Here is a 19,721-nt window from a genome sequence, read left to right as displayed (position 1 = left end):
GCGCCCCCCCTCTGTCCTGCCGGACATCTCTCCCACGAGGGGGGAGATTAGCGGTTCTGGCGCCGCGCCCATTCTGCAACGCAGGTGATTGGCGAAAGCCGCGATGACAGCCCATCTCCCCACCTGTGGGGGAGATGGCCGGCAGGCCAGAGGGGGGCGCGAAGGAACTCGGGCTCGACAATTGAGAGCTTACACCCTCACAAACCCCTCGCTCGCCCTGAGCAAATTGCGCGTATAGTCCTCGCTGACCCGGTGCCCGATCAGCTGGCTCGCGGTCAGTGTCTCAACCGCCTCGCCGTTCTGCATCACCATCAGCCGCTCGCACATATGGGTGATGATGGCGAGGTCGTGGCTGACCATCAGGAAGGTCAGCTTGCGCCGCCGCCGCACCTCTTCGAGCAGGTTCAGCACCTCGGCCTGCACCGAGGCGTCGAGCGCGGAGGTCGGCTCGTCGAGCAAGAGGATCGAGGGTTCGAGGATGAGCGCGCGGGCGATCGCCACGCGCTGGCGCTGGCCGCCCGAGAGCTGATGCGCATAGCGGAAGCGAAAGCCCTTGCCGAGGCCGACCTCGTCCAGCGCACGCTCGATGCGCTTCTCGCCGTCGGCGATGCCATGGATCGCGAGGGGCTCCTGCAGCAGGCGGTCGACCGTCTGGCGCGGATGCAGCGAGCCGTACGGGTCCTGGAAGACCATCTGCACGTCGCGATAGAAGGCCTTGTCACGGGTCTTGCCGAGCGTCTTGCCGTTCACGGTGACGGTGCCGGAAGCGACGGGCGCCAGCCCGGTGATTGCCTTGAGCAATGTCGATTTACCGGAACCGCTCTCGCCCACCAGGCCGTAGGATTGGCCTTCGCCGACTTCGAGGCTGACGCCCTTCAACGCGCGGAAACGGTCGAAGACCACTTCCAGCCCCTGGATGGCGATCGCGGCCGTCATGCCGCCCACTCCGGCTTGCGGTCGAGCACCGGCAGCGGATGGCGCTCGAAACCGATCCGCGGCATGCAGTTGAGCAGGCCGCGCGTGTAGGGATGCTGGGCGTCGCGCAGCTCAGAGGCCTTGATCTGCTCGACCACCTTGCCGGCATACATGACGACGACGCGGTCGCAGAAGGACGACACCAGGCGCAGGTCGTGCGAGATGAAGATCAACCCCATGCCGCGCTCGGCGACGAGCTTGTCTAGGATCTTGAGCACGTCGAGCTGCACCGTGACGTCGAGCGCCGAGGTCGGCTCGTCGGCGATCATCAGCTCGGGTCCGGTGATCAGCATCATGGCGATCATGGCGCGCTGCCCCATGCCGCCCGAAACCTCATGCGGATAAAGGTCGAACACGCGGGCCGGGTCGCGGATCTGCACCGCCTGCAGCATGGCCAGCGCTCGTTCGCGCGCCTCGGCCTTGGAGACTTTTTCGTGCGTGCGCAGCGTTTCGACGATCTGACGGCCGATGGTCATCACCGGATCGAGCGAATATTTGGGATCTTGCAGGATCATGGCGATGCGGTTTCCCCGCAGCGACCGGCGCTGGCGGGGCGAGATCGAGAGCAGGTCGATGTCGTCGAAGGCGAGTTTCCTGGCCGAAACCTGCGCCTGCGGCGGGGTCAGCCCCATGATGGCGCGGCCGGTCTGCGACTTGCCCGAACCGCTCTCGCCGACGATGCCGAGACGCTCGCGGCCAAGCGAGAAGGAGACGCCGCGCACCGCCTGCACAAGGCCCGTGCGGGTCGGGAAGGTGACGCGCAGATCGTCGACTTCGAGGAGCGTGTCGCCGCTCATTGGTCGCCACTCCGGGGGTCGAGCGCGTCGCGCAGGCCGTCGCCAAGCAGGTTGAAGCCGAGGCTGACGATGAGGATTGCAGCGCCAGGGGCTGCGGCCACCCACCACTGGTCGAGAATGAAGCGGCGGCCCGACGCGATCATCGCGCCCCATTCGGGCAGCGGCGGCTGCGCGCCGAGACCGAGGAAACCGAGGCCGGCGGCGGTGAGGATGATGCCCGCCATGTCGAGCGTCACCCGGACGATCAGCGAGGAGACGCAGAGCGGCATGATGTGGCGCAGCACGATGCGGAAGGGCGAGGCGCCCATCAATTGCACCGCCTTGATGTAGTCGGAGTTGCGCACGGTCAGCGTTTCGGCACGCGCGATGCGCGCGTAAGGCGGCCAGGAGGTGATGGCGATCGCCAGCACGGCGTTCTCGATGCCCGGGCCGAGCGCCGCCACGAAGGCCAGCGCCAACACCAGCTTGGGAAAGGCGAGGAAGATGTCGGTGATGCGCATCAGGATCGCGTCCGTCCAGCCGCCGGCATAGCCAGCCACGGTGCCGACCAGCAGGCCGATCGGCGCGGCGATCACGGCGACGAGGATCACTACATAGAGCGTCCAGCGCGAGCCGTAGACGATGCGCGAATAGATGTCGCGGCCGAGATCGTCGGTGCCGAACCAGTGCGCGGCGCCGGGCGGCAGCAGGCGAGCGTTCTTTAGGTCGCCGATGGTCGGCGAATAGGGCGCCAGCACATCGGCAAGGGCCGCGACGACCAGCAGCGCGATGATGATCAGCAGGCCGATCAAGGCGAGCCGGTTGGCCGAGAAGCGCCGCCAGGTGACATAGGCGCGGCCGAGCCTCGCCTGCAGGCGCGAGGCCGGCCGGTCGCTGAGCAACCATTCGCGTCTGGATTGGATGATTTCGGCGCTCATCCGGCCTTGGTCCTTGGATCGAGCACCCGGTAGAGCAGGTCGGACAGGAGGTTGATGCCTATGAACACCGAGCCGATGATGATCGTGCCGCCAAGCACGGCATTCATGTCGGCATTCTGCAGCGAGTTGGTGATGTAGAGGCCGATGCCCGGCCAGGAGAAGACGGTCTCGGTCAGCACCGAGCCTTCGAGCAGGCTGGCATAGGAGAGCGCGATCACCGTCACCATCGGCACGGCGGCGTTGCGCAGCGCATGGCCCCAGATGATGCGCGTCTCCGAAAGGCCCTTGGCGCGGGCAGCGACGATGTATTCCTGCGCCAGCTCGTTCAGCATGAAGGAGCGCGTCATGCGGCTGATATAGGCAAGCGCGAAATAGCCGAGCAGCGCGGCAGGCAGGATGATGTGGCGGAAGGCGTCGTAGAAGACATCCCATTGCCCCTGCATCGCGGCGTCCAGTAGATAGAATCCGGTGATCGGCGTGAACGTGTATTCGTAGACGACGTCGAGCCGCGCCGGAAACGCGACCCACTGCAGCTTGGCATAGAACAGGACGAGCCCGAGCAGTCCCAGCCAGAAGATCGGCACGGAATAGCCGATCAGGCCGATGATGCGCACGATCTGGTCGATGAGGCTGCCGCGTTTAACCGCGGCCAAAACGCCGAGCGGCACGCCGATGACGGCGCCGATGATGGTGCCGAGCGTCGCCAGCTCGATGGTCGCCGGGAAGACGCGGCGGATATCGGACATCACCGGATTGGTGGTCAGCACCGACGTGCCGAAATCGCCGTTCAGCGCGCTTTTGACATAGATGTAGAACTGCTCGATCAGCGGCAGGTCGAGGCCCATCTCGCGGCGCGTGCGCTCGACGACGGCAACGGGCGCCCGGTCGCCGAGAACGGCCAGTACCGGATCGATCGGGATGACGCGACCGATGAAGAAGGTGACCGCGAGCAGACCAAGATAGGTCGTCACGGCGATCACCAGGAAGCGGCCAAGCGCAGATAGAATGGCGACGGCACGAGCGCTGCCGCCCCCTGCCGCCGCCTGGTTTTCAGCTACGCTCATGCGAGCGCGTCCGCCGGCGCTATTCCTTCGAAACCGCTCCGACGAAGTTGGTGTCGAAGCTTGGGCCGAGCGCGAAGCCCTTGAGGTTCTTGCGCAAGCCGGCCACTTCGAGCTGCTGGTGGATAATGACGAAGGGGCTGGTATCGAGGATCTTCTGCTGCAGATCCTTGTACATGTCGGCGCGCTTGGCGGCATCCTTCTCAAGCAGGGCCGCCTCTGTTTCCTTGGTCAGATCCGGAATGTCCCAGGAATTGCGCCAGGCGAGTGTGTGCGACTTGCCCGCATCCGAATTGTCGGGATTCGAGGCGAAGGTCTGGGCATTGGAGTTCGGATCGAAATAGTCCTGACCCCAGTTGCCGATATAGATGTCGTGATTGCGGGCGCGATATTTGGTAAGCGTCTGCTTACCATCGCCCGGAATGATCTCCAGCTTGATGCCGGCCTGGCCGAGCGTCTGCTGGATCGATTCCGCCATGCCGGTGGTCGGCTGTCCGGTGCGCACGTCCATGGTCACCTTGAAGCCGTCCGGCAGGCCGGCCTTGGCGAGCAGTTCCTTGGCCTTGGCGACATCGAGCTTGAAGGGATTGTCGTCGACGGCGCCGAGGTCGCCCTTGGGCAGGAAGGACTGGTGGATCTCGCCGATGCCCTTGAGGATGGTTGTGCTCAGCGCATCATAGTCGACCAGATATTTGAACGCCTGACGCACCTCGGGCTTGGCGAGGTTCGGGTTCTTCTGGTTGAGGCTGATGTAGTAGACCGTGCCTTTCGGCGCGCTGGTGGTGGTGAGGTCGCCGTTCTTGGCGATGGCATCGAGATCGTTCGGCTCGAGGTTGCGGGCAACGTCGATGTCGCCGGCTTCGAGCGCCAGACGCTGCGCCGAGCTTTCCTTCATGTTGCGATAGATGACGCGGGCGAGCTTGGCCTTCTCGCCGTTGTAATTGTCGTTGCGCTCCATGACGACGGCTTCATTGGCGCGCCATTCGCGCAGCTTGAACTGGCCCGAGCCGGCATAACCGGTCTTCAGCCAGGCGTTGCCGAAGTCGTTGTCCCATTTGTAGTCGGCGCTCGGCGTGACGGCGGCGACATGTTCCTTGACCAGCTTGGCGTCGACGACCGAGGCGACGGTGGCAGACAGGCAGTTGAGCACGAAGCTCGGCGCGTAGGCCTTGTCGACGACGAACTGGAACGTGGTGTCGTCGACGGCCTTGGCCTTTTCCGTGACGTTGTCGCCGCTGATGCCGAACTGGCCGATGATGAAGGCCGGGCTCTTGTCCAGCTTGACGGCGCGCTCGAAGGAATAGGCGACGTCGGCAGCGGTGATCGGATTGCCGGAGGCGAACTTCATGCCAGGCTTGAGCTTGAAGGTGTAGGTCAGGCCGTCATCGGAAACGGTCCAGCTCTCGGCAAGATCGCCCTTGACCTTGGAGGTGTCGCTGGGATCGAGGCGGACCAGCAGATCATAGGTGTTGCCGGTGACTTCGGCCGTCGACAGCTCGAAGGCCTCGCCCGGATCCATCGAGATGATGTCGTCGATGGCAAAGCCCTCGACCAGCGTATCGGCGGGGGTAACCGCGAAGGCAGGCGTTGCGAGGAGCGCAGTCATCGCCACACCCGCAAGCAAGCTACGGACGGCAAACTTTTCCAGCATCATGGTGATTGTTCCCTGTTTTGTTGACCTGAGTTCCCGGCTCAGGGCTTCATTATTCTTTGCGGAGCCGACGGCGGCTTGGACCACGTACCGTCGTGGTTTTTGTCCAGTTGGTCAACTCCCTATTCGACAGTGCCCGCCCGGCAACATGCGCGACGACGTATCGGACCAAACGGGCCGCGATGTGTCGACCATGCGCCGGCTAATTGAGAGCGCGGATCAGCAAAAATTTGCCAAAGTACGCGCAAGAAGAAGCGGCTGCTATTTCAGCTGCGAGACCAGAGCGGCATCGGGAAAGCAGGTCGCGGGCTTGCCGTTCTTCGACTGCCACACGCCGATCGAGCGACGGGTCTTGAAGCCGGGCAGGCCGTCGGCGCTGCCGACATCGTAGCCCTTGGCCTCCAGCGCGCGCTGCAGGGCGGCGATGTCCGACCGGTGCAGGTCGCCGACCGCGCCCCAGCTATCGACAAAGGTTGCGTCGCCCTTGGCGATGCGGTCGGCGGCATGACCGATGAACAGGCCGTAGAGATCGCTGTTGTTGTATTGCTTGATCACATAGAAGTTGGGCGTGACGATGAAGGCCGGACCGCTGCGCCCGGCCGGCATCAGCAGGAAGCCCTCGGCTTTCAGTTCGCTTGCCTGGAAGGCCCTGTTGTCGACGCGCCTGATCCCCATCGCCACCCAGTCGGAAATCGTTTTGCCCTGGTCGGGTCCTTCGAGCGAGCAGGAGACGTTGGTCGGCACCGTCACTTCGGTCCCCCAGCCGCGCCCCCTCACCCAGCCATAATGGACGAGATAATTGGCGATCGAGGCGAGCACGTCGGGCGTCGAATTCCAGATGTCGGGCCGGCCGTCGCCGTCGAAATCGACGGCATGCTTGAGGAACGATGTCGGCATGAATTGCGGCTGGCCGAGCGCGCCGGCCCAGGACGACTTCATGGCGTTGACCGGCGCCAGCCCGCGCTCGACGATTTCGAGCGCCGCCAGCACCTCGGTGCGGAAGAAGTCCTTCTTCGTCGACATGAAGGCCTTGGTGCCCAGCACCTCGAAGGCGTCGTAGGGCATCTTTGCGGCGCCGAAACCGGTCTCGCGCCCCCAGATCGCCAGGACGATATCGCCCGGCACTCCATAGCGCTTCTCGATCAGCCCGAGCACCCTTGCATTGGCGCTCTCACGCGTACGGCCGCCTGTGGTGACGGCGCGTATGATCTTCTCGGCGAAATAGTTGGCCGGCGGACCGAATTCGGCCTGGTGCTGCTTCTCAGGCGTCGTCGGCGTCTCGCCGGGCATCACGAGGTCCGGCAATTTCAAGTTCGGCTTCACGCCGGTGAAGGCGGCGTCGAAGGTTTTTTTCGAGATGCCCTTGGACTTGGCCTCGGGCCACAGGTCGGTTTGCAGCCAGGCCTGGAACTGGTCGTCGATGGGAGCGGCGCGGGTGGGGGTGGTGAGAATGCAACTGATTACCGCGATCAGAAGAAATACGAAGCCGTATTTGGAAAAGCCGCGTTCTGTCGTCTCCACACTACCCCCCATCTCTCAAAACGCCGTCCGCGAGCGCAGCGCCGCGGCCAGCGTGCCCTCGTCGAGATAGTCGAGCTCGCCACCGACAGGCACGCCATGCGCCAGCCGCGTCACTTTCACCTCGAAGCCCGACAACTGATCGGTCAGGTAATGCGCGGTCGTCTGCCCCTCGACGGTGGCATTGACGGCAAGGATCACCTCCTTCACCTCGCCGCCGGCGACGCGATCGACCAAGGAGCGGATGTTGAGCTGGTCCGGACCGATGCCGTCGAGCGGCGACAGCGTGCCGCCGAGCACGTGGTAGCGCGTGTTCATGGCCGCCGCCCGCTCCAGCGCCCAGAGGTCGGAGACGTCCTCGACGACGATCAGCGTGCCGGCGTCGCGGCGCGGATCGGTGCAGATCATGCAAGGGTCGGACGTATCGACATTGCCGCAGGTCGAGCAGATGCGCACCTTGTCGACCGCCTCGGCCATGGCAGCGGCCAAAGGCTCCAGCAGCTGTTCCTTCTTCTTGATGAGATGGAGTGCCGCGCGCCGTGCCGAACGCGGCCCAAGCCCCGGCACCTTGGCCAGGAGCTGGATCAGGCGTTCGATTTCCGGTCCGGCGATTCTCTTCGACATCGCCTTGATCTAGGATTTTTCAGCGCGGTTTGGAACAGCCCCAACGACACACGGCCCGCCATGCTGCCATGGCGGGCCGTGTGTCGGATGCAATCGGGTTCAGTTGGTTTCGAGCGGCCGGTCCTGGCTGACGATCATCGCGCCGATGGCGTCGGTGTTCTCAGGCGTCGACTGGAAGCCCATCGCCGCTTCCTGCGGCGCATTGGGCACCGAGGTGATGTAGCGGCCCTTGATCGTGCCGCCGAAACGCGAAGCGTCCGGTTCGGCCATCGGCTCTTGCATCGCCACCACAATCTGCTTCTGCGCGAGGCGGCCGGATTTCTGGGAAGGCGCCGCGGCAGCCGTCACATAGGTCTGCTCGGCCGGAACGATCGCCTTGGCCGGAAGCGTCGGTTCGGCCGCATCCGTCGCGACCTGCTTGGACGGATCCTGCCGTACGATCGTCTTGACCACCGGCTCGGCGGACGCCACCAGCACGGGAGCGGTAGGATCGACCTTCTGCTGTTTGTCGGAGGTCATGGCCACCATCGGCTCGTCCGGCAGCGGCTGCCAGTTGCGGCCGCGCTTCTCATAGAACGCGTTTCCGCCGGCCACCATGGTGTAATGCATGTTCTTGTAGGGGAAGTGCAGGCCGGCGGTGTGGAAATACATCGTGTTCTTGAGCTTGCCCTTGCGCTCGCCCTTGAGCACCGCGTCGGCTGCCGCCTCGACATCGGGCAGCGCTCTCGAATTCATCGGCCGCGTCAGCACGCCCGGAGCGAACTGGCCAGTCTCGCCGACGACCTCGCAGATCGTGTTACCATGCTGGCCGGAGCGCAGTCGGTTCATGACGACCGTGCCGACGGCGATCATGCCGTCGCGGCTAGACCGGTTGGACTCGAAGAACATCGCCCGTTGCAGGCATTCCTTGTCCTTCATCGAATATTTGTAGGAGCGCGTGCTCAGGAAGCTCGGCGTGATGGCGTCGGTCAGACTCGCCACCGACATGCCATGGGAGGAAGTCGTCTGGCTGCAGCCGGCCAGGAACAAGGGGGAAGTGACGATGCCGATAAGCAGCAGCGGCGTCTTCCATCGCGTCGCGATCACCAAAAAAGCCTCATGTCCAGATGCCAGCCCGCCCCGAGATGTGGCAAGAATGAGACTCTTTCGGGCAAAAAGATGGCTAGAGGGTTAGCAAAATCTGGACTTGGGTAAAACTTTATGAAAGCCGCGAAATGAGCGCGTGAGCATCACCGGGAAATGGTTAATAACGCCGCCTGCGCTCAATTTCCGTTCATAATCAATTAACTGGCGGACGCCGGCTTAGAACGGCAATTTCATTCCAGGAGGAATCGGCAGACCCGCCGTCAACGCCTTGGTCTTCTCCTGCATGACCTGCTCGACCTTATTTTTGGCGTCATTGTGGGCGGCCAGAATGAGGTCCTCGAGTATCTCGGCCTCCTCCGCCTTGATCAGCGACGGATCGATCTTCAGCGCCTTCATCTCGAACTTGCCGGTGAGTGTGATGCTGACCAGGCCGCCGCCGGCCTGGCCGGTGGCTTCGAGCGTGGCGATCTCATCCTGCATGGCCTGGAACTTGGCCTGCATTTCCTTTGCCTTGCCCATCAGGCCGAGAAGATCTTTCATCACTGGTCCTCTAAGATTGTTTTCAGATTTCGTCGTCGTCGGCAGCAGGCTCGACCGGCACTTCGGCCTCGGCCTCCTCCACGTCCGGCACGTCCGGGATGCGCACGTCGATGATCTTGGCGCCGGGGAAGCGAGCCAGAATGGCGGCGACGGTCGGGTCGCTCTTGGCATCGGAGAAGGCGTTCTCGCGCTTCGTCGTCTCCATCTCGGCCAATGTCTGACCGCCCGCTTCCTTCGACAGCGACACCAGCCAGTTGCGACCGGTCCAGGCGCGCAGCTTGGCGGTCAGATCGTTGAGCAGCATCTTCGGCGCGTCGTCGGTCAAGGTGACGTCGAGACGGCCGGGCTCGATGCGCACCGGCCGCACGCAGCGTTTCAAGAGCACCTTGAAGGCCATGTCGCGATTGGCGTCAGCCAGCGCAACGATGTCGGCCAGCGATTTGACCGGAACGACTGGCGTTTCGGCGACCGGCTCCGGCGCCGGAACGAAGGCCGCCGGCACCGGCTGCGCCTCGACCAGACGCATAGTCTGCGCACCGCCACCGGAGGACGGCATCCGCGTCTGTGCGACAGCGCTTGCGCCGCCGCCATTGCCGGCCGGAGCGCCATTGGCGCGCGGCGCGCCATTCGATACAGGGCCTGCCCCTTCCAGCGATTTCAACGCCTCGTCCAGCGTCGGCAGGTCGGCGGCATGCGCCAGGCGTATCAGCACCATTTCGCCGGCGCTGACCGGACGGTTGGAGGACTGCACCTCGGGAATGCCCTTCAAGAGCATCTGCCAGGTCCGCGACAGCACCCTGACCGACAGCATATTGGCGAATTCGGCACCGCGCCGGCGCTCGTCCTCCGAGAGCGAGGCATCGGCGGCGGCGGCCGGCACGAAACGCAGGCGGGTGACGAGATGGTTGAACTCGGCAAGATCGGTGAGCACGGCGGCCGGATCGGCGCCGGTGTCGTATTGCGCGCGGAACTCGGCAAGGGCCGCGGCCACGTCGCCCTTCATGACGTGCTCGAACAGGTCGATGATGCGGGCGCGGTCGGCCAGGCCGAGCATGGCGCGCACGGCCTCGGCGCTGACGGTGCCGCTGCCATGGGCGATCGCCTGGTCGAGGATGGAAAGCGAATCGCGCGCCGAGCCTTCGGCGGCGCGCGCGATCATCGCCAGCGCATCATCGTCAACCGATATGCCTTCCTTGGCGGCGATCGAGGAGAGATGCGCGACCAGCGCGCCGGCATCGATGCGCCTCAGATCGAAGCGCTGGCAGCGCGACAGGACCGTGATCGGCACCTTGCGGATCTCGGTGGTGGCGAAGATGAATTTGACGTGCGGCGGCGGCTCTTCCAGCGTCTTCAATAGGCCATTGAAGGCCTGGGTGGAGAGCATGTGCACTTCGTCGATGATGTAGACCTTGTAGCGGGCCGAGACCGGCGCATAGCGCACGCGGTCGATGATATCCCTGATGTCGTCGATACCGGTATGCGAGGCGGCGTCCATCTCGATGACGTCGACATGGCGGCCTTCCATGATCGCCTGGCAATGCTCGCCGGGGATCGAAAGGTCGACGGAAGGCTGGTCGACGGTCGCGGTCTTGTAATTGAGGGCACGCGCGAGGATGCGCGCGGTCGTCGTCTTGCCCACTCCTCGCACGCCGGTCAGCATCCAGGCCTGGGCGATGCGCCCGGTGGCGAACGCATTGGTCAGCGTGCGGACCATCGGCTCCTGGCCGATCAGCTCGGAAAAATTCGAAGGGCGATATTTGCGCGCCAGCACCCGGTAGGCGCCGGCCTTCCCTGTTTGCAGGCTTTCCGGCCCCAAATTTCCGGCTTCGCTCATTCGCCGTCAAAGCTCCCAGGACCGCGACGGAAGGCGGCCGATTCCTGCGCATGGTCTCGCCCGCACGGCTTGGAGCCGTCAATGTCGCGGGAGAAAGGCGAAGAGGTGGGAGGCTGGAACAATGACCCGTTCCGGGCTCGTTAGGGCTGCTTCCTTCCGGACCTGACCCGGTTGGCGAGTGGATCGTCCACCACCAACCTCCCGCGTTCCATATCGGCAATTCGGCGGCGAAATGCAAGGGCCGAGCCGGGACCAGCCGCCACATCGAGACCGGAAAGTCCTTCAAATCGATGACAGCGGTCAATGAATCGCTTGCAGCCACCTTGCCGCCGCTCTAGCGTTCCGGGTTTGGAAAATGCTTACAAGCGTAAAGGAAACGCCCATGCTGCCTGGCCTCAAGGCCGGTTTCACGCTGGACGCCCGGCTGGAGGCGGACAGCGAGCAGCTCATGTGGCTTGGCCTGTGCGAACTCCGGCTGATGAACGACCGCCGCTGGCCATGGCTGGTGCTGGTGCCGCAGCGGCCGGGCGTTGAGGAAATCCACGAAATGACGCCGCTCGACCAGGCAATGCTGACCTTCGAGACCAATATGGTGGCGCAGGCGCTGAAGCGGGTGACCGGCTGCACCAAGATCAACACCGGCGCGCTCGGCAACATCGTGCGCCAGTTGCATGTCCACGTCGTCGCCCGCTCCGAGGGCGATCCCGGCTGGCCGGGACCCGTCTGGGGGCACGGCATCCCCGAACCCTACCAGAGCTCCGATATCAGGCGGTTTGCCGAAACGATCAAGGCGGCGCTATAAACTGACCAGTATCCACCTGCACATTTCAGAGTCCCCATGAGCTTTCGCCTGTTTGACGCGCCCTTGCGCGAGCCGAGCCAGTTCGTCGGTTTCGCCGGCAACCGGATCGACCGGCAATCGGAAAACCGCGCCGACGATGCGGTGGAGAAGGCGCTTGCGGACCCGGCGGCGCGGCTGATGCTGATGCACGCCGGGCGGCTCTACCTGAAGCTCGACGGCGGAAAGTTCGACCCCTGGTTCACTGCGGCCGAAAGTGAACCCTTCGAGGTGTCGCTCGATCAGGGCGTGCTGCTCGGCTTTGCCGATGGCGGGCCGGTGCTCGCGGTTCCGGCCGGCGTCGAGCCGGAAAAGCTGCCGGAGACGATCAAGGCGATCGATTACCGGTCCGTCTACATGCAAGGGCTGATCGACGAGGCGGCGGCCGGCGCGCTGGCGCAAGGGGCGGCGCTGCTTGCCTGGCACGCCAGCCACGGCTTCTGCTCGAAATGCGGCAACCGTTCGGAAATGCGCGCCGGCGGCTACAGGCGGCACTGTCCGGCCTGCGGCACCGATCATTTCCCGCGCACCGACCCGGTGGCGATCATGCTGACGGCGACGCGCGACAAATGCCTGCTCGGACGCGGCAGGCATTTCGCGCCGGGCATGTATTCGGCGCTTGCCGGCTTCATCGAGCCGGGTGAGACGATCGAGGCGGCCGTGCGCCGCGAGACGCTGGAGGAAGCCGGCATCCGGCTCGGCCGTGTCGTCTACCACGCCAGCCAACCTTGGCCGTTTCCTTATTCGCTGATGATCGGCTGCTTCGGCGAGCCGCTCAACGAGGACATCCAGGCCGATCTCAACGAGCTGGAAGACTGCCGCTGGTTTTTGCGCGACGAGGTGCGCAGGATGCTGGACAGGACGCATGATGGCGGCCTGATCACGCCGCCGAAAGGGGCGATCGCCCATCATCTCATCCGCGCCTGGGTCGACAGCGAATAGGAGCCGAGAAATGATCCGTCACACCGTCGTGTTCACGCTGAAGCATCCGCTGCAGTCGCTGGAGACAAAGCGGTTTCTCCACGATGCCAAGAAGATCCTCACCGGGATCAAGGGCGTCACGCATTTCGAGCAACTGCGGCAGGTGAGCCCGAAGAACGACTACCAGTTCGGCTTCTCGATGGAGTTCGCCGACCAGGCGGCCTACACGCGCTACAACGAGCATCCCGACCATGTCGCCTTCGTGCGCGACCGCTGGATTCCGGAGGTGGAGAAGTTCTTGGAGATCGACTACGTGCCACTCGGCTTCGGCTGAAAATCGGTGCCGACGTCCGAGATTAGGGCGCACCTCCATGAGGTCGTCATTCCAGGGCGGAGCGAAGCGGAGACCCTGGAATCCATGCCGTGACGTTCGCGAAGGGCGCAGCGGAGCAGAATTCTGAACCGTCGCAACGCGTCGACGTCGCGGCATGGATCCTCGGGTCTGCGCGCGTCGCTTCGCTCCTTGCTCCGCCCGTGGATGACGAAGCACAAGCGTTTCGGCTAACCTAGCAGGCGCAACCAGCCTTAATCCGCCACCTTCCACTGCTCGCGCGACGCGCTTGCCGGGTAGACGCCGAGGATGCGCATTTCGCGCGAGAAGAAGCGCAGCTCGTCGAGCGCCAGCTTGACCAACGGATCATCCGGATGGCCTTCGATGTCGGCATAGAACAGCGTCGCGGTGAAGGCGCCGAGCTGATAGCTCTCGAGCTTGGTCATGTTGATGCCGTTGGTGGCGAAACCGCCCATGGCCTTGTAGAGCGCGGCCGGGACGTTGCGGACGCGGAACATGAAAGTGGTCATCATCTTGGCGTCCGGCGCGGGACGCTCCACCCATTGCTTATTCTTGGTCAGTACGACGAAGCGGGTGACGTTGGAGTCGGTGTCCTCGACATTCTTCTCGATGATGTCGAGCCCATAGAGCTCGGCGGCAAGTGCCGGCGCCAGCGAAGCCATGGTCCGGTCCCTGACCTCCGACACCATCTTGGCCGAACCCGCCGTGTCGCCGGCGATCACCGGCTTCCAGCCGTTCTTGCGGATGTATTTGCGGCACTGCCCCAGCGCATGGATGTGGCTGTGCACGGTCTTGATCTCGTCGCGTTTCACCCCCGGCAGCACCATCAGCTGGAAGTGGATCGGCAGAAAATATTCGCCGACGATGTGCAGCTTCGATTCCGGCAACAGGTGATGGATGTCGGCAACGCGCCCGGCGATCGTGTTCTCGATCGGGATCATGGCAAGCTCGGCCTTGCCGGTCTCGACCGCGTTGAAGGCGTCCTCGAAGGTCGGGCACGGCAACGGTTCCATCGAGGGGAACATGTTGCGGCAGGCGGTGTCGGAGTTGGCGCCAGGCTCGCCCTGGAAGGAGATTCGGTTGGTCTTCGCGGTCATGAGGACGTCTCAGTTTGACAGGATTTTTCTTGCCCGCTCCAGATCGCCGGGCGTGTCGACGCCGAGCGGCAGCGATTGCACGACCTCGGCGTCGATGCGCATGCCGGCTTCGAGCGCGCGCAATTGCTCCAGGCGCTCGCGGCGCTCCAGCGGCGACGGCTTCAGCGCGACGAAGCGTTCGAGCGCGGCGCGCCGATAGGCGTAGAGGCCGACGTGATGATAGAGCGGCCCCTCACCCCATGGCGCGGTTGCGCGGGTGAAATAGAGCGCTTTCAGCCGTGTCGCCGACAGCGGCGAACCGACGATCTTGACGACGTTGGGATTGGTCCTCTCCTCGTCGCGCACGATCTCGACGCCGAGCGTGGCAATATCGACGGAGCTGTCCGCGAAAGGCCGCAGCGACGCGCCGATGATCTCGGGATCGATGGTCGGCAGGTCACCCTGGACATTGACGATCGTTTCCACCTGCTTTCCAGGATCGAGGGCGGTCAGAGCCTCGAAGATGCGGTCGGAGCCGGATTCATGGTCCGTGCGGGTCATGACCGCTTCGAAGCCATGCGCCCGCACTGCTTCCGCGACCGCTTGCGTGTCGGTCGCCACCACGACACGGCCAAGCCCGGCCTCGGCGGCGCGGCGGGCGACATGGACGATCATCGGCGCGCCCGCGATATCGGCCAGCGGCTTGCCCGGCAGGCGCGTCGAGGCCATGCGGGCGGGGATCAGGATCAAGGTTGACATCGGATTCTGGAGCAGTCGAAAAACGCGGGTGGAAAGTGGCAAAAGGTCTCACTGGAAGCGCCCTTATAGGTGTTGCAACGCCGGAGCAAAAGACCTAGTTTCCGCCCGATTTGACTGGCCTTTCGAGGCAGTTCGCGATACCGACGGACGGAGTGGACGGGACGGTCCGCCGGAAAAGGGAGCAAGGGGCGTATGGATTCCAACGAAGTCAACAAGCTGCTCGGCGGATTTCTGGGAACCTGCTTCATCGTGTTTTCGATAGGCCTCGTGTCGGACGCGCTGTTTGCCTCGCCCGCCCCCGAAAAGCCCGGCTTCGCCATCGAAGCCCAGGAGCCGGCCGAAGGCGGCGGCGCCGCGCCTGCCGCGGCGGAAAAGCCGATCGCCGACCTGCTCGCCACCGCCAGCGCCGATGCCGGCGCGGCCATCTTCAAGAAGTGCCAGGCCTGCCATTCCGGTGAAAAGGGTGGTCCTAACAAGGTCGGCCCGGATCTCTGGGACATCGTCGACCGCCCCGTCGCCTCGCATGAGGGCTTCGCCTATTCGGCCGGCATGAAGGAATATTCCAAGGGCGGCACCGAGAAGTGGACCTATGAGAACATCAACCACTTCATCACGTCGCCGAAGAAGGACGTGAAGGGCACGGCGATGGGCTTTGCCGGCCTGCCGAAGGAAGAAGACCGCGCCAACGTGATCGCCTATCTGCGCACGCTGTCGGATAATCCGAAGCCGCTGCCGACGCCAGGTGCCGCCGCCGATGCCTCGGCGAAGCCTGCCGAAGCCGCCAAGCCGGCCGAAGGCGCCACCAAGCCGGCCGCAGGTGCCGCACCGGCCAAGCCGGCTGCCCCCGCTCAATAAACAATTTGTCATAAAGACTTCCTTGGAAAAGCCGGGTTCGTCCCGGCTTTTCTGTTAGGAAAGCTGCATGGACCGCGACAAAGGCGGCCCTTGCGGTTTTCACCGGCGTCAAATGATCTAGATTGGCGGTGAGTAAAGTTCGCCACGAGGAGAACGCATGAGGGTTGGCCGCTTCCGCACGCTTTTCGCATCGGCGCTGGCGTTCGCCTTCGCCGCCAGCCTGCAGGCCAGCTTCGCCGATGAGTGGCACACGACGTCTTCGCTGGTCGGGCCTTCAAAATACGGCGAGAATTTCCAGCGCTATGACTACGTCAATCCGGACGCGCCGAAGGGTGGGACGTACAACTCCGTCGTTGTCGGCACTTTCGACAGCTTCAACCCCTATATCGTGGCGGGATCGCCGGCCGCGGGGCTGGCCGGGTTCGGCGGCGGGCTGCTCTACGACACGCTGATGGATCAGGCGACCGATGAGGGCAGCGTCAGCCACCCGCTGGTCGCCGATGCCTACAAATATCCGTCCGACTATTCCTCGGCGACCTACCGGCTCGATCCGCGGGCAAAATGGCATGACGGCCAGCCGATCACCGCCGAGGACGTGATCTGGTCCTTCCAGGTCCTCAAGGCCAACAGCCCGCAATACAGCCGCTATTTCGAGAACGTCACCGAGGCTGTCGCCATCTCCGATCGCGAAGTCGAGTTCCATTTCAACCAGAAGGGCAACCGTGAGCTGCCCAAGATCCTCGGCGATCTCGTCGTTTTGCCGAAGCACTGGTGGGAAGGCACCGATGCCAGCGGCAAGAAGCGCGACATCACCAGGCCGACGCTGGAGCCGCCGCTGGGCTCCGCCGCCTACAAGATCGCCAGCTTCAAGCCCGGCTCGGAGATCGTCTGGCAGCGCGTGCCCGACTATTGGGGCGCCAAGCTGCCGGTGAAGATCGGCCGTGAGAATTTCGACACCCAGCGCTTTACCTACATCCTTGACGACAACGCCGCCTGGCAGGCCTTCACCAAGGGCGGGCTCGACGACATCAAGCCGGAGAACAGTTCGAGGCGCTGGGCGACAGCTTACAACTTTCCGGCCATCAGCGCCGGCGACGTGATCAAAAAGGAATTCAAGACCACCTCGCCAGAGCCGATGCAGGCTTTCATGCTCAACCAGCGCCGGCCGCTGTTCCAGGATCGCCGGGTGCGTGAGGCGCTGACCTACCCTTATGATTTCGAGACGATGAACCGCACGTTGTTCTTCGGCTTCAACACCCGCACCCACAGCTATTTCCAAGGAACCGAACTGGCGTCGAGCGGCCTGCCGCAAGGCAAGGAACTCGAAATCCTGGAGAAGTACCGCGACAAGCTGCCGCCTGAATTGTTCACCCAGGAATTCAAGCTGCCGGTCTATGACTCGCCGCAGGCGGAACGCAAGTATCTGAAACAGGCGGTGGACCTATTCGCCCAAGCCGGCTGGGTGATCAAGGGCGGCAAGATGGTGAACGCCAAGACCGGCGCGCCGTTCAAATTCGAGATCCTCGGCACCTCCGACACGGATCAGATCCTCTCCGGCAACTACATCGCCAATCTGCGCAAGATCGGCGTCGATGCGACGCTGCGCATCATCGACCCCAGCCAATACGTCAACCGCGTCAACAATTTCGACTACGACGTCATCACCAACCTGCTGCAGCAGTCGGAATCGCCGGGCAACGAACAGCGTGATTTCTGGAGCTCGAAGGCAGCCGACGCGCCCGGGTCGCGCAACTATTCCGGCATCAAGGATCCCGTTGTCGACGCATTGGTCGACCGCATCATTTTCGCCACCGATCGCGACGATCTGGTCGCGGCCACCCATGCGCTCGATCGGGTGCTTCTGTGGAGTTACTACGTCGTTCCGCAATACTACCGTGCGGTGGTGTGGCTCGCTTATTGGAACAAGTTCGGCGTGCCGGAAAAGCAGCCCGCCTACCGCGGCGCCGATATCGATTCCTGGTGGATCGACACGGCGAAGGAAAAGGCGCTCGCAGCCAAGTATAAGGGTCTCAATTGATGCGGCGGCAGGCTTTGCTTCATCGCCGCAATTTCCTGGCGCTCGGCGCCGCAGCCACTGCCGCCGCATTGCTGCCGGGCCGGGCCTTTGCCGGCACCCCGACCGGCGTCAAACTGCATGGCCTGTCGGCCTTCGGCGACCTGAAATACAAGGCCGACTTCACCCATTTCGACTATGTCAACGTCGACGCGCCCAAGGGCGGCCAGATGAATTTCGCGCCGCCGAACGCGACGTTGAACCAGAGCTTCCTGACTTTCAACACGCTGAATTCCCTGGTGTTGAAAGGCGAATCGCCGCCGCGTACTGAACTCTGTTTCGATTCGCTGATGACGAGCGCACTGGATGAGCCAGACGCAGTCTATGGCTTGCTTGCCGAGTCCGTTACCTTGTCGCCGGACCGTAACGGCTTCCGCTTCACCTTGCGGCCGCAGGCGCGCTTTCACGACGGCACGCCTGTGACCGCCGACGACGTCGCCTTCGCATTGAAGCTGTACAAAGAGCAGGGCCACCCAAACCTGTCCAACCCATTGCGCTATATGACGGAGGCGGTCGCTATCGATGCCGTCACGCTCAAACTCGCCTTCAACGGCGAACAATCCGCGCAGAACATTCTTTCGGTCGTGGCGATGCCGATCGTATCCAAGGCCTACTATACGGCCAATGCCTTCGACGCCTCGACAATGACGCCGCCTCTCGGCTCTGGAGCATACAAGGTAGGACGCGTCGTGGCCGGACAGACCGTCGAGTACGAACGCGTCGCAGATTATTGGGGCCGCGATCTTGCAGTAAACCGCGGCCTCAACAATTTCGACCGCATTCGGATCGACTTCTATCTCGACCGCCAGGCGGCGTTCGAAGCGTTCAAGAAAGGCGACACGCATTTCCGCGAGGAATTCACCTCGCGGGTTTGGGCGACCGGTTATGATTTCCCAGCGTTGAAGGACGGCAAGGTCGTCAAACGGGAGTTTTCCGGCGAGAAGTCGCCGGACATGCAGGCCTTCGCGCTCAACCAGCGTCGCCCGCAATTCCGCGACGCGCGCGTGAGGCGAGCGATCGCCAACTGCTTCGATTTCGAATGGATCAGACGCGCCTTGTTCTTCGGCTCCTACGAACGCTCGCAATCGAACTTCGAACGGTCGGATTACAAGGCTGAAGGACTGCCATCACCCCAGGAACTGGCCTTGCTCGAGCCCTTTCGGGAAGAATTGCCGCCGGAGACTTTCGGCGAGCCCGTCATGCAGCCCGCCTCCGACGGTTCGGGCCACGACCGCAAGATGCTGGGCGCGGCGTCGAAACTGCTGGCCGAAGCCGGCTGGAAGCGAGTGGGCAACTTCGTCGTCAACGAAAAGGGCGAGCGGCTGCAGGTGGAGATGCTGGCCGAGGATGACAGCATCATCCGCATTTTCACGCCATGGGCCGAGAATATGAAGGCCATCGGAATCGACGCCTCGATCCGGCAGGTCGATTCGACACAATACGAACAGCGGCAGAGCAATTTCGATTTCGATCTCAACATGCTCCATTGGTCGATCGGGGCGACACCCACTGCCGACGGCCTGGAAATACTCTACGATTCCCGCATGGCAAAGGTCCCTGGGCAGCGTAACTATCCTGGCACGGAAAGCCCCGCGATCGACGCGCTGATCGTCGCGGCCGGCAAAGCCAAAAGTCGGGCCGAACTCGTTACGGCGCTCAGAGCGCTCGATCGGGTCTTGCGCGCGCGGCTAGACTGGATTCCAAGTTGGTATCTCGCGAATCACCGTGTCGCGTATTGGGATATGTTCGGTTTTCCGGAGCAGAAACCCGATTTCGGCTTTCCGGTCGAAACGGCCTGGTGGTTCGACAAGGGCAAGGCGGCAAAGATTGGCAAAGCCTGACA

General features: G+C 63.5%; 18 protein-coding genes and 1 other RNA gene. 6 read left to right on the top strand and 13 right to left on the bottom strand.

What is annotated here, in order from left to right:
• Window positions 1-189 precede the first annotated feature (189 nt).
• The 11 genes from DPM33_RS32540 to ffs all read right to left on the bottom strand — a co-directional run bounded on the left by DPM33_RS32540 (window position 190) and on the right by ffs (window position 11,205).
• The gene (locus tag DPM33_RS32540; RefSeq protein ID WP_112101470.1) at window positions 190-936 is read right to left on the bottom strand and encodes an ABC transporter ATP-binding protein; all 747 of its coding nucleotides are present in this window, start codon (window positions 934-936) and stop codon (window positions 190-192) included.
• Complete coding sequence (locus DPM33_RS32535) at window positions 933-1,772, bottom strand: ABC transporter ATP-binding protein (protein ID WP_112101461.1); 840 nt, start codon at window positions 1,770-1,772, stop codon at window positions 933-935. The genes DPM33_RS32540 and DPM33_RS32535 overlap by 4 nt, the downstream gene beginning before the upstream one ends.
• Window positions 1,769-2,689 (bottom strand): nickel transporter permease, encoded by a 921-nt coding sequence (gene nikC / locus DPM33_RS32530; RefSeq protein ID WP_112101460.1) that lies wholly within the window; start codon window positions 2,687-2,689, stop codon window positions 1,769-1,771. The genes DPM33_RS32535 and nikC overlap by 4 nt, the downstream gene beginning before the upstream one ends.
• The gene (locus DPM33_RS32525) at window positions 2,686-3,753 is read right to left on the bottom strand and encodes an ABC transporter permease (RefSeq protein ID WP_112101459.1); all 1,068 of its coding nucleotides are present in this window, start codon (window positions 3,751-3,753) and stop codon (window positions 2,686-2,688) included. Before DPM33_RS32525 ends, nikC begins: the two co-directional genes overlap by 4 nt.
• A 19-nt stretch (window positions 3,754-3,772) precedes the next feature.
• Window positions 3,773-5,401, bottom strand: a complete 1,629-nt coding sequence (locus DPM33_RS32520; protein ID WP_245442593.1) for an ABC transporter substrate-binding protein — start codon at window positions 5,399-5,401, stop codon at window positions 3,773-3,775.
• A gap of 261 nt (window positions 5,402-5,662) precedes the next feature.
• Window positions 5,663-6,874 (bottom strand): lytic murein transglycosylase, encoded by a 1,212-nt coding sequence (locus DPM33_RS32515; RefSeq protein ID WP_245442591.1) that lies wholly within the window; start codon window positions 6,872-6,874, stop codon window positions 5,663-5,665.
• A gap of 63 nt (window positions 6,875-6,937) precedes the next feature.
• Window positions 6,938-7,543 (bottom strand): recombination mediator RecR, encoded by a 606-nt coding sequence (gene recR, locus DPM33_RS32510; RefSeq protein ID WP_112101456.1) that lies wholly within the window; start codon window positions 7,541-7,543, stop codon window positions 6,938-6,940.
• Between the two features lie 99 nt (window positions 7,544-7,642).
• Entirely contained in the window at window positions 7,643-8,629 is a 987-nt protein-coding gene (locus tag DPM33_RS32505; RefSeq protein ID WP_112101469.1) for a cell wall hydrolase, read from the bottom strand.
• Between the two features lie 216 nt (window positions 8,630-8,845).
• Complete coding sequence (locus DPM33_RS32500; protein WP_112101455.1) at window positions 8,846-9,169, bottom strand: YbaB/EbfC family nucleoid-associated protein; 324 nt, start codon at window positions 9,167-9,169, stop codon at window positions 8,846-8,848.
• A 22-nt stretch (window positions 9,170-9,191) separates the two neighbouring features.
• Window positions 9,192-11,003 carry a DNA polymerase III subunit gamma/tau gene (locus tag DPM33_RS32495; RefSeq protein WP_112101454.1) on the bottom strand — a complete coding sequence of 604 codons (1,812 nt, stop codon included), beginning with the start codon at window positions 11,001-11,003 and terminating at the stop codon, window positions 9,192-9,194.
• A gap of 105 nt (window positions 11,004-11,108) precedes the next feature.
• Window positions 11,109-11,205, bottom strand: an RNA gene (gene ffs, locus DPM33_RS32490) — signal recognition particle sRNA small type.
• A gap of 180 nt (window positions 11,206-11,385) precedes the next feature.
• On the opposite strand from ffs, the gene DPM33_RS32485 reads away from it, so the two are divergent.
• Genes DPM33_RS32485 through DPM33_RS32475 form a run of 3 tightly spaced genes read left to right on the top strand, consistent with a single transcriptional unit; the run spans window position 11,386 to window position 13,096 of the window.
• The gene (locus DPM33_RS32485) at window positions 11,386-11,805 is read left to right on the top strand and encodes an HIT domain-containing protein (RefSeq protein WP_112101453.1); all 420 of its coding nucleotides are present in this window, start codon (window positions 11,386-11,388) and stop codon (window positions 11,803-11,805) included.
• A gap of 36 nt (window positions 11,806-11,841) precedes the next feature.
• Window positions 11,842-12,783, top strand: a complete 942-nt coding sequence (gene nudC, locus DPM33_RS32480; RefSeq protein WP_112101452.1) for an NAD(+) diphosphatase — start codon at window positions 11,842-11,844, stop codon at window positions 12,781-12,783.
• A gap of 10 nt (window positions 12,784-12,793) precedes the next feature.
• Window positions 12,794-13,096 (top strand): Dabb family protein, encoded by a 303-nt coding sequence (locus tag DPM33_RS32475; protein WP_112101451.1) that lies wholly within the window; start codon window positions 12,794-12,796, stop codon window positions 13,094-13,096.
• 251 nt (window positions 13,097-13,347) lie between these two features.
• Here the strand turns inward: DPM33_RS32475 and DPM33_RS32470 are convergent, their stop codons facing one another.
• Window positions 13,348-14,211 carry a prephenate dehydratase gene (locus tag DPM33_RS32470; protein WP_112101450.1) on the bottom strand — a complete coding sequence of 288 codons (864 nt, stop codon included), beginning with the start codon at window positions 14,209-14,211 and terminating at the stop codon, window positions 13,348-13,350.
• Window positions 14,212-14,220: 9 nt separating this feature from the next.
• Window positions 14,221-14,949 carry a 3-deoxy-manno-octulosonate cytidylyltransferase gene (locus DPM33_RS32465; RefSeq protein ID WP_112101449.1) on the bottom strand — a complete coding sequence of 243 codons (729 nt, stop codon included), beginning with the start codon at window positions 14,947-14,949 and terminating at the stop codon, window positions 14,221-14,223.
• Between the two features lie 192 nt (window positions 14,950-15,141).
• On the opposite strand from DPM33_RS32465, the gene DPM33_RS32460 reads away from it, so the two are divergent.
• From DPM33_RS32460 to DPM33_RS32450, 3 genes are all read left to right on the top strand, one after another.
• Entirely contained in the window at window positions 15,142-15,804 is a 663-nt protein-coding gene (locus DPM33_RS32460) for a c-type cytochrome (protein WP_112101448.1), read from the top strand.
• A gap of 157 nt (window positions 15,805-15,961) precedes the next feature.
• On the top strand, window positions 15,962-17,842 hold the full coding sequence (locus tag DPM33_RS32455) for an extracellular solute-binding protein (protein ID WP_112101447.1): 1,881 nt from the start codon (window positions 15,962-15,964) through the stop codon (window positions 17,840-17,842).
• On the top strand, window positions 17,842-19,719 hold the full coding sequence (locus DPM33_RS32450; RefSeq protein ID WP_112101446.1) for an extracellular solute-binding protein: 1,878 nt from the start codon (window positions 17,842-17,844) through the stop codon (window positions 19,717-19,719). Before DPM33_RS32455 ends, DPM33_RS32450 begins: the two co-directional genes overlap by 1 nt.
• Window positions 19,720-19,721: the final 2 nt, after the last annotated feature.

This window comes from Mesorhizobium hawassense, assembly GCF_003289945.1.
GTDB lineage: Bacteria > Pseudomonadota > Alphaproteobacteria > Rhizobiales > Rhizobiaceae > Mesorhizobium > Mesorhizobium hawassense.
This window is presented reverse-complemented; position numbering and strand designations above follow the sequence as displayed.

Excerpts from the sequence above, each read along its gene's own strand:
- DPM33_RS32540 (WP_112101470.1), bottom strand. The coding sequence starts at position 936 with ATGACGGCCGCGATCGCCATCCAGGGGCTGGAAGTGGTCTTCGACCGT.
- DPM33_RS32535 (WP_112101461.1), bottom strand. The coding sequence starts at position 1,772 with ATGAGCGGCGACACGCTCCTCGAAGTCGACGATCTGCGCGTCACCTTC.
- nikC (WP_112101460.1), bottom strand. The coding sequence starts at position 2,689 with ATGAGCGCCGAAATCATCCAATCCAGACGCGAATGGTTGCTCAGCGAC.
- DPM33_RS32525 (WP_112101459.1), bottom strand. The coding sequence starts at position 3,753 with ATGAGCGTAGCTGAAAACCAGGCGGCGGCAGGGGGCGGCAGCGCTCGT.
- DPM33_RS32520 (WP_245442593.1), bottom strand. The coding sequence starts at position 5,401 with ATGCTGGAAAAGTTTGCCGTCCGTAGCTTGCTTGCGGGTGTGGCGATG.
- recR (WP_112101456.1), bottom strand. The coding sequence starts at position 7,543 with ATGTCGAAGAGAATCGCCGGACCGGAAATCGAACGCCTGATCCAGCTC.
- DPM33_RS32500 (WP_112101455.1), bottom strand. The coding sequence starts at position 9,169 with ATGAAAGATCTTCTCGGCCTGATGGGCAAGGCAAAGGAAATGCAGGCC.
- DPM33_RS32495 (WP_112101454.1), bottom strand. The coding sequence starts at position 11,003 with ATGAGCGAAGCCGGAAATTTGGGGCCGGAAAGCCTGCAAACAGGGAAG.
- DPM33_RS32485 (WP_112101453.1), top strand. The coding sequence starts at position 11,386 with ATGCTGCCTGGCCTCAAGGCCGGTTTCACGCTGGACGCCCGGCTGGAG.
- nudC (WP_112101452.1), top strand. The coding sequence starts at position 11,842 with ATGAGCTTTCGCCTGTTTGACGCGCCCTTGCGCGAGCCGAGCCAGTTC.
- DPM33_RS32475 (WP_112101451.1), top strand. The coding sequence starts at position 12,794 with ATGATCCGTCACACCGTCGTGTTCACGCTGAAGCATCCGCTGCAGTCG.
- DPM33_RS32470 (WP_112101450.1), bottom strand. The coding sequence starts at position 14,211 with ATGACCGCGAAGACCAACCGAATCTCCTTCCAGGGCGAGCCTGGCGCC.
- DPM33_RS32465 (WP_112101449.1), bottom strand. The coding sequence starts at position 14,949 with ATGTCAACCTTGATCCTGATCCCCGCCCGCATGGCCTCGACGCGCCTG.
- DPM33_RS32460 (WP_112101448.1), top strand. The coding sequence starts at position 15,142 with ATGGATTCCAACGAAGTCAACAAGCTGCTCGGCGGATTTCTGGGAACC.
- DPM33_RS32455 (WP_112101447.1), top strand. The coding sequence starts at position 15,962 with ATGAGGGTTGGCCGCTTCCGCACGCTTTTCGCATCGGCGCTGGCGTTC.
- DPM33_RS32450 (WP_112101446.1), top strand. The coding sequence starts at position 17,842 with ATGCGGCGGCAGGCTTTGCTTCATCGCCGCAATTTCCTGGCGCTCGGC.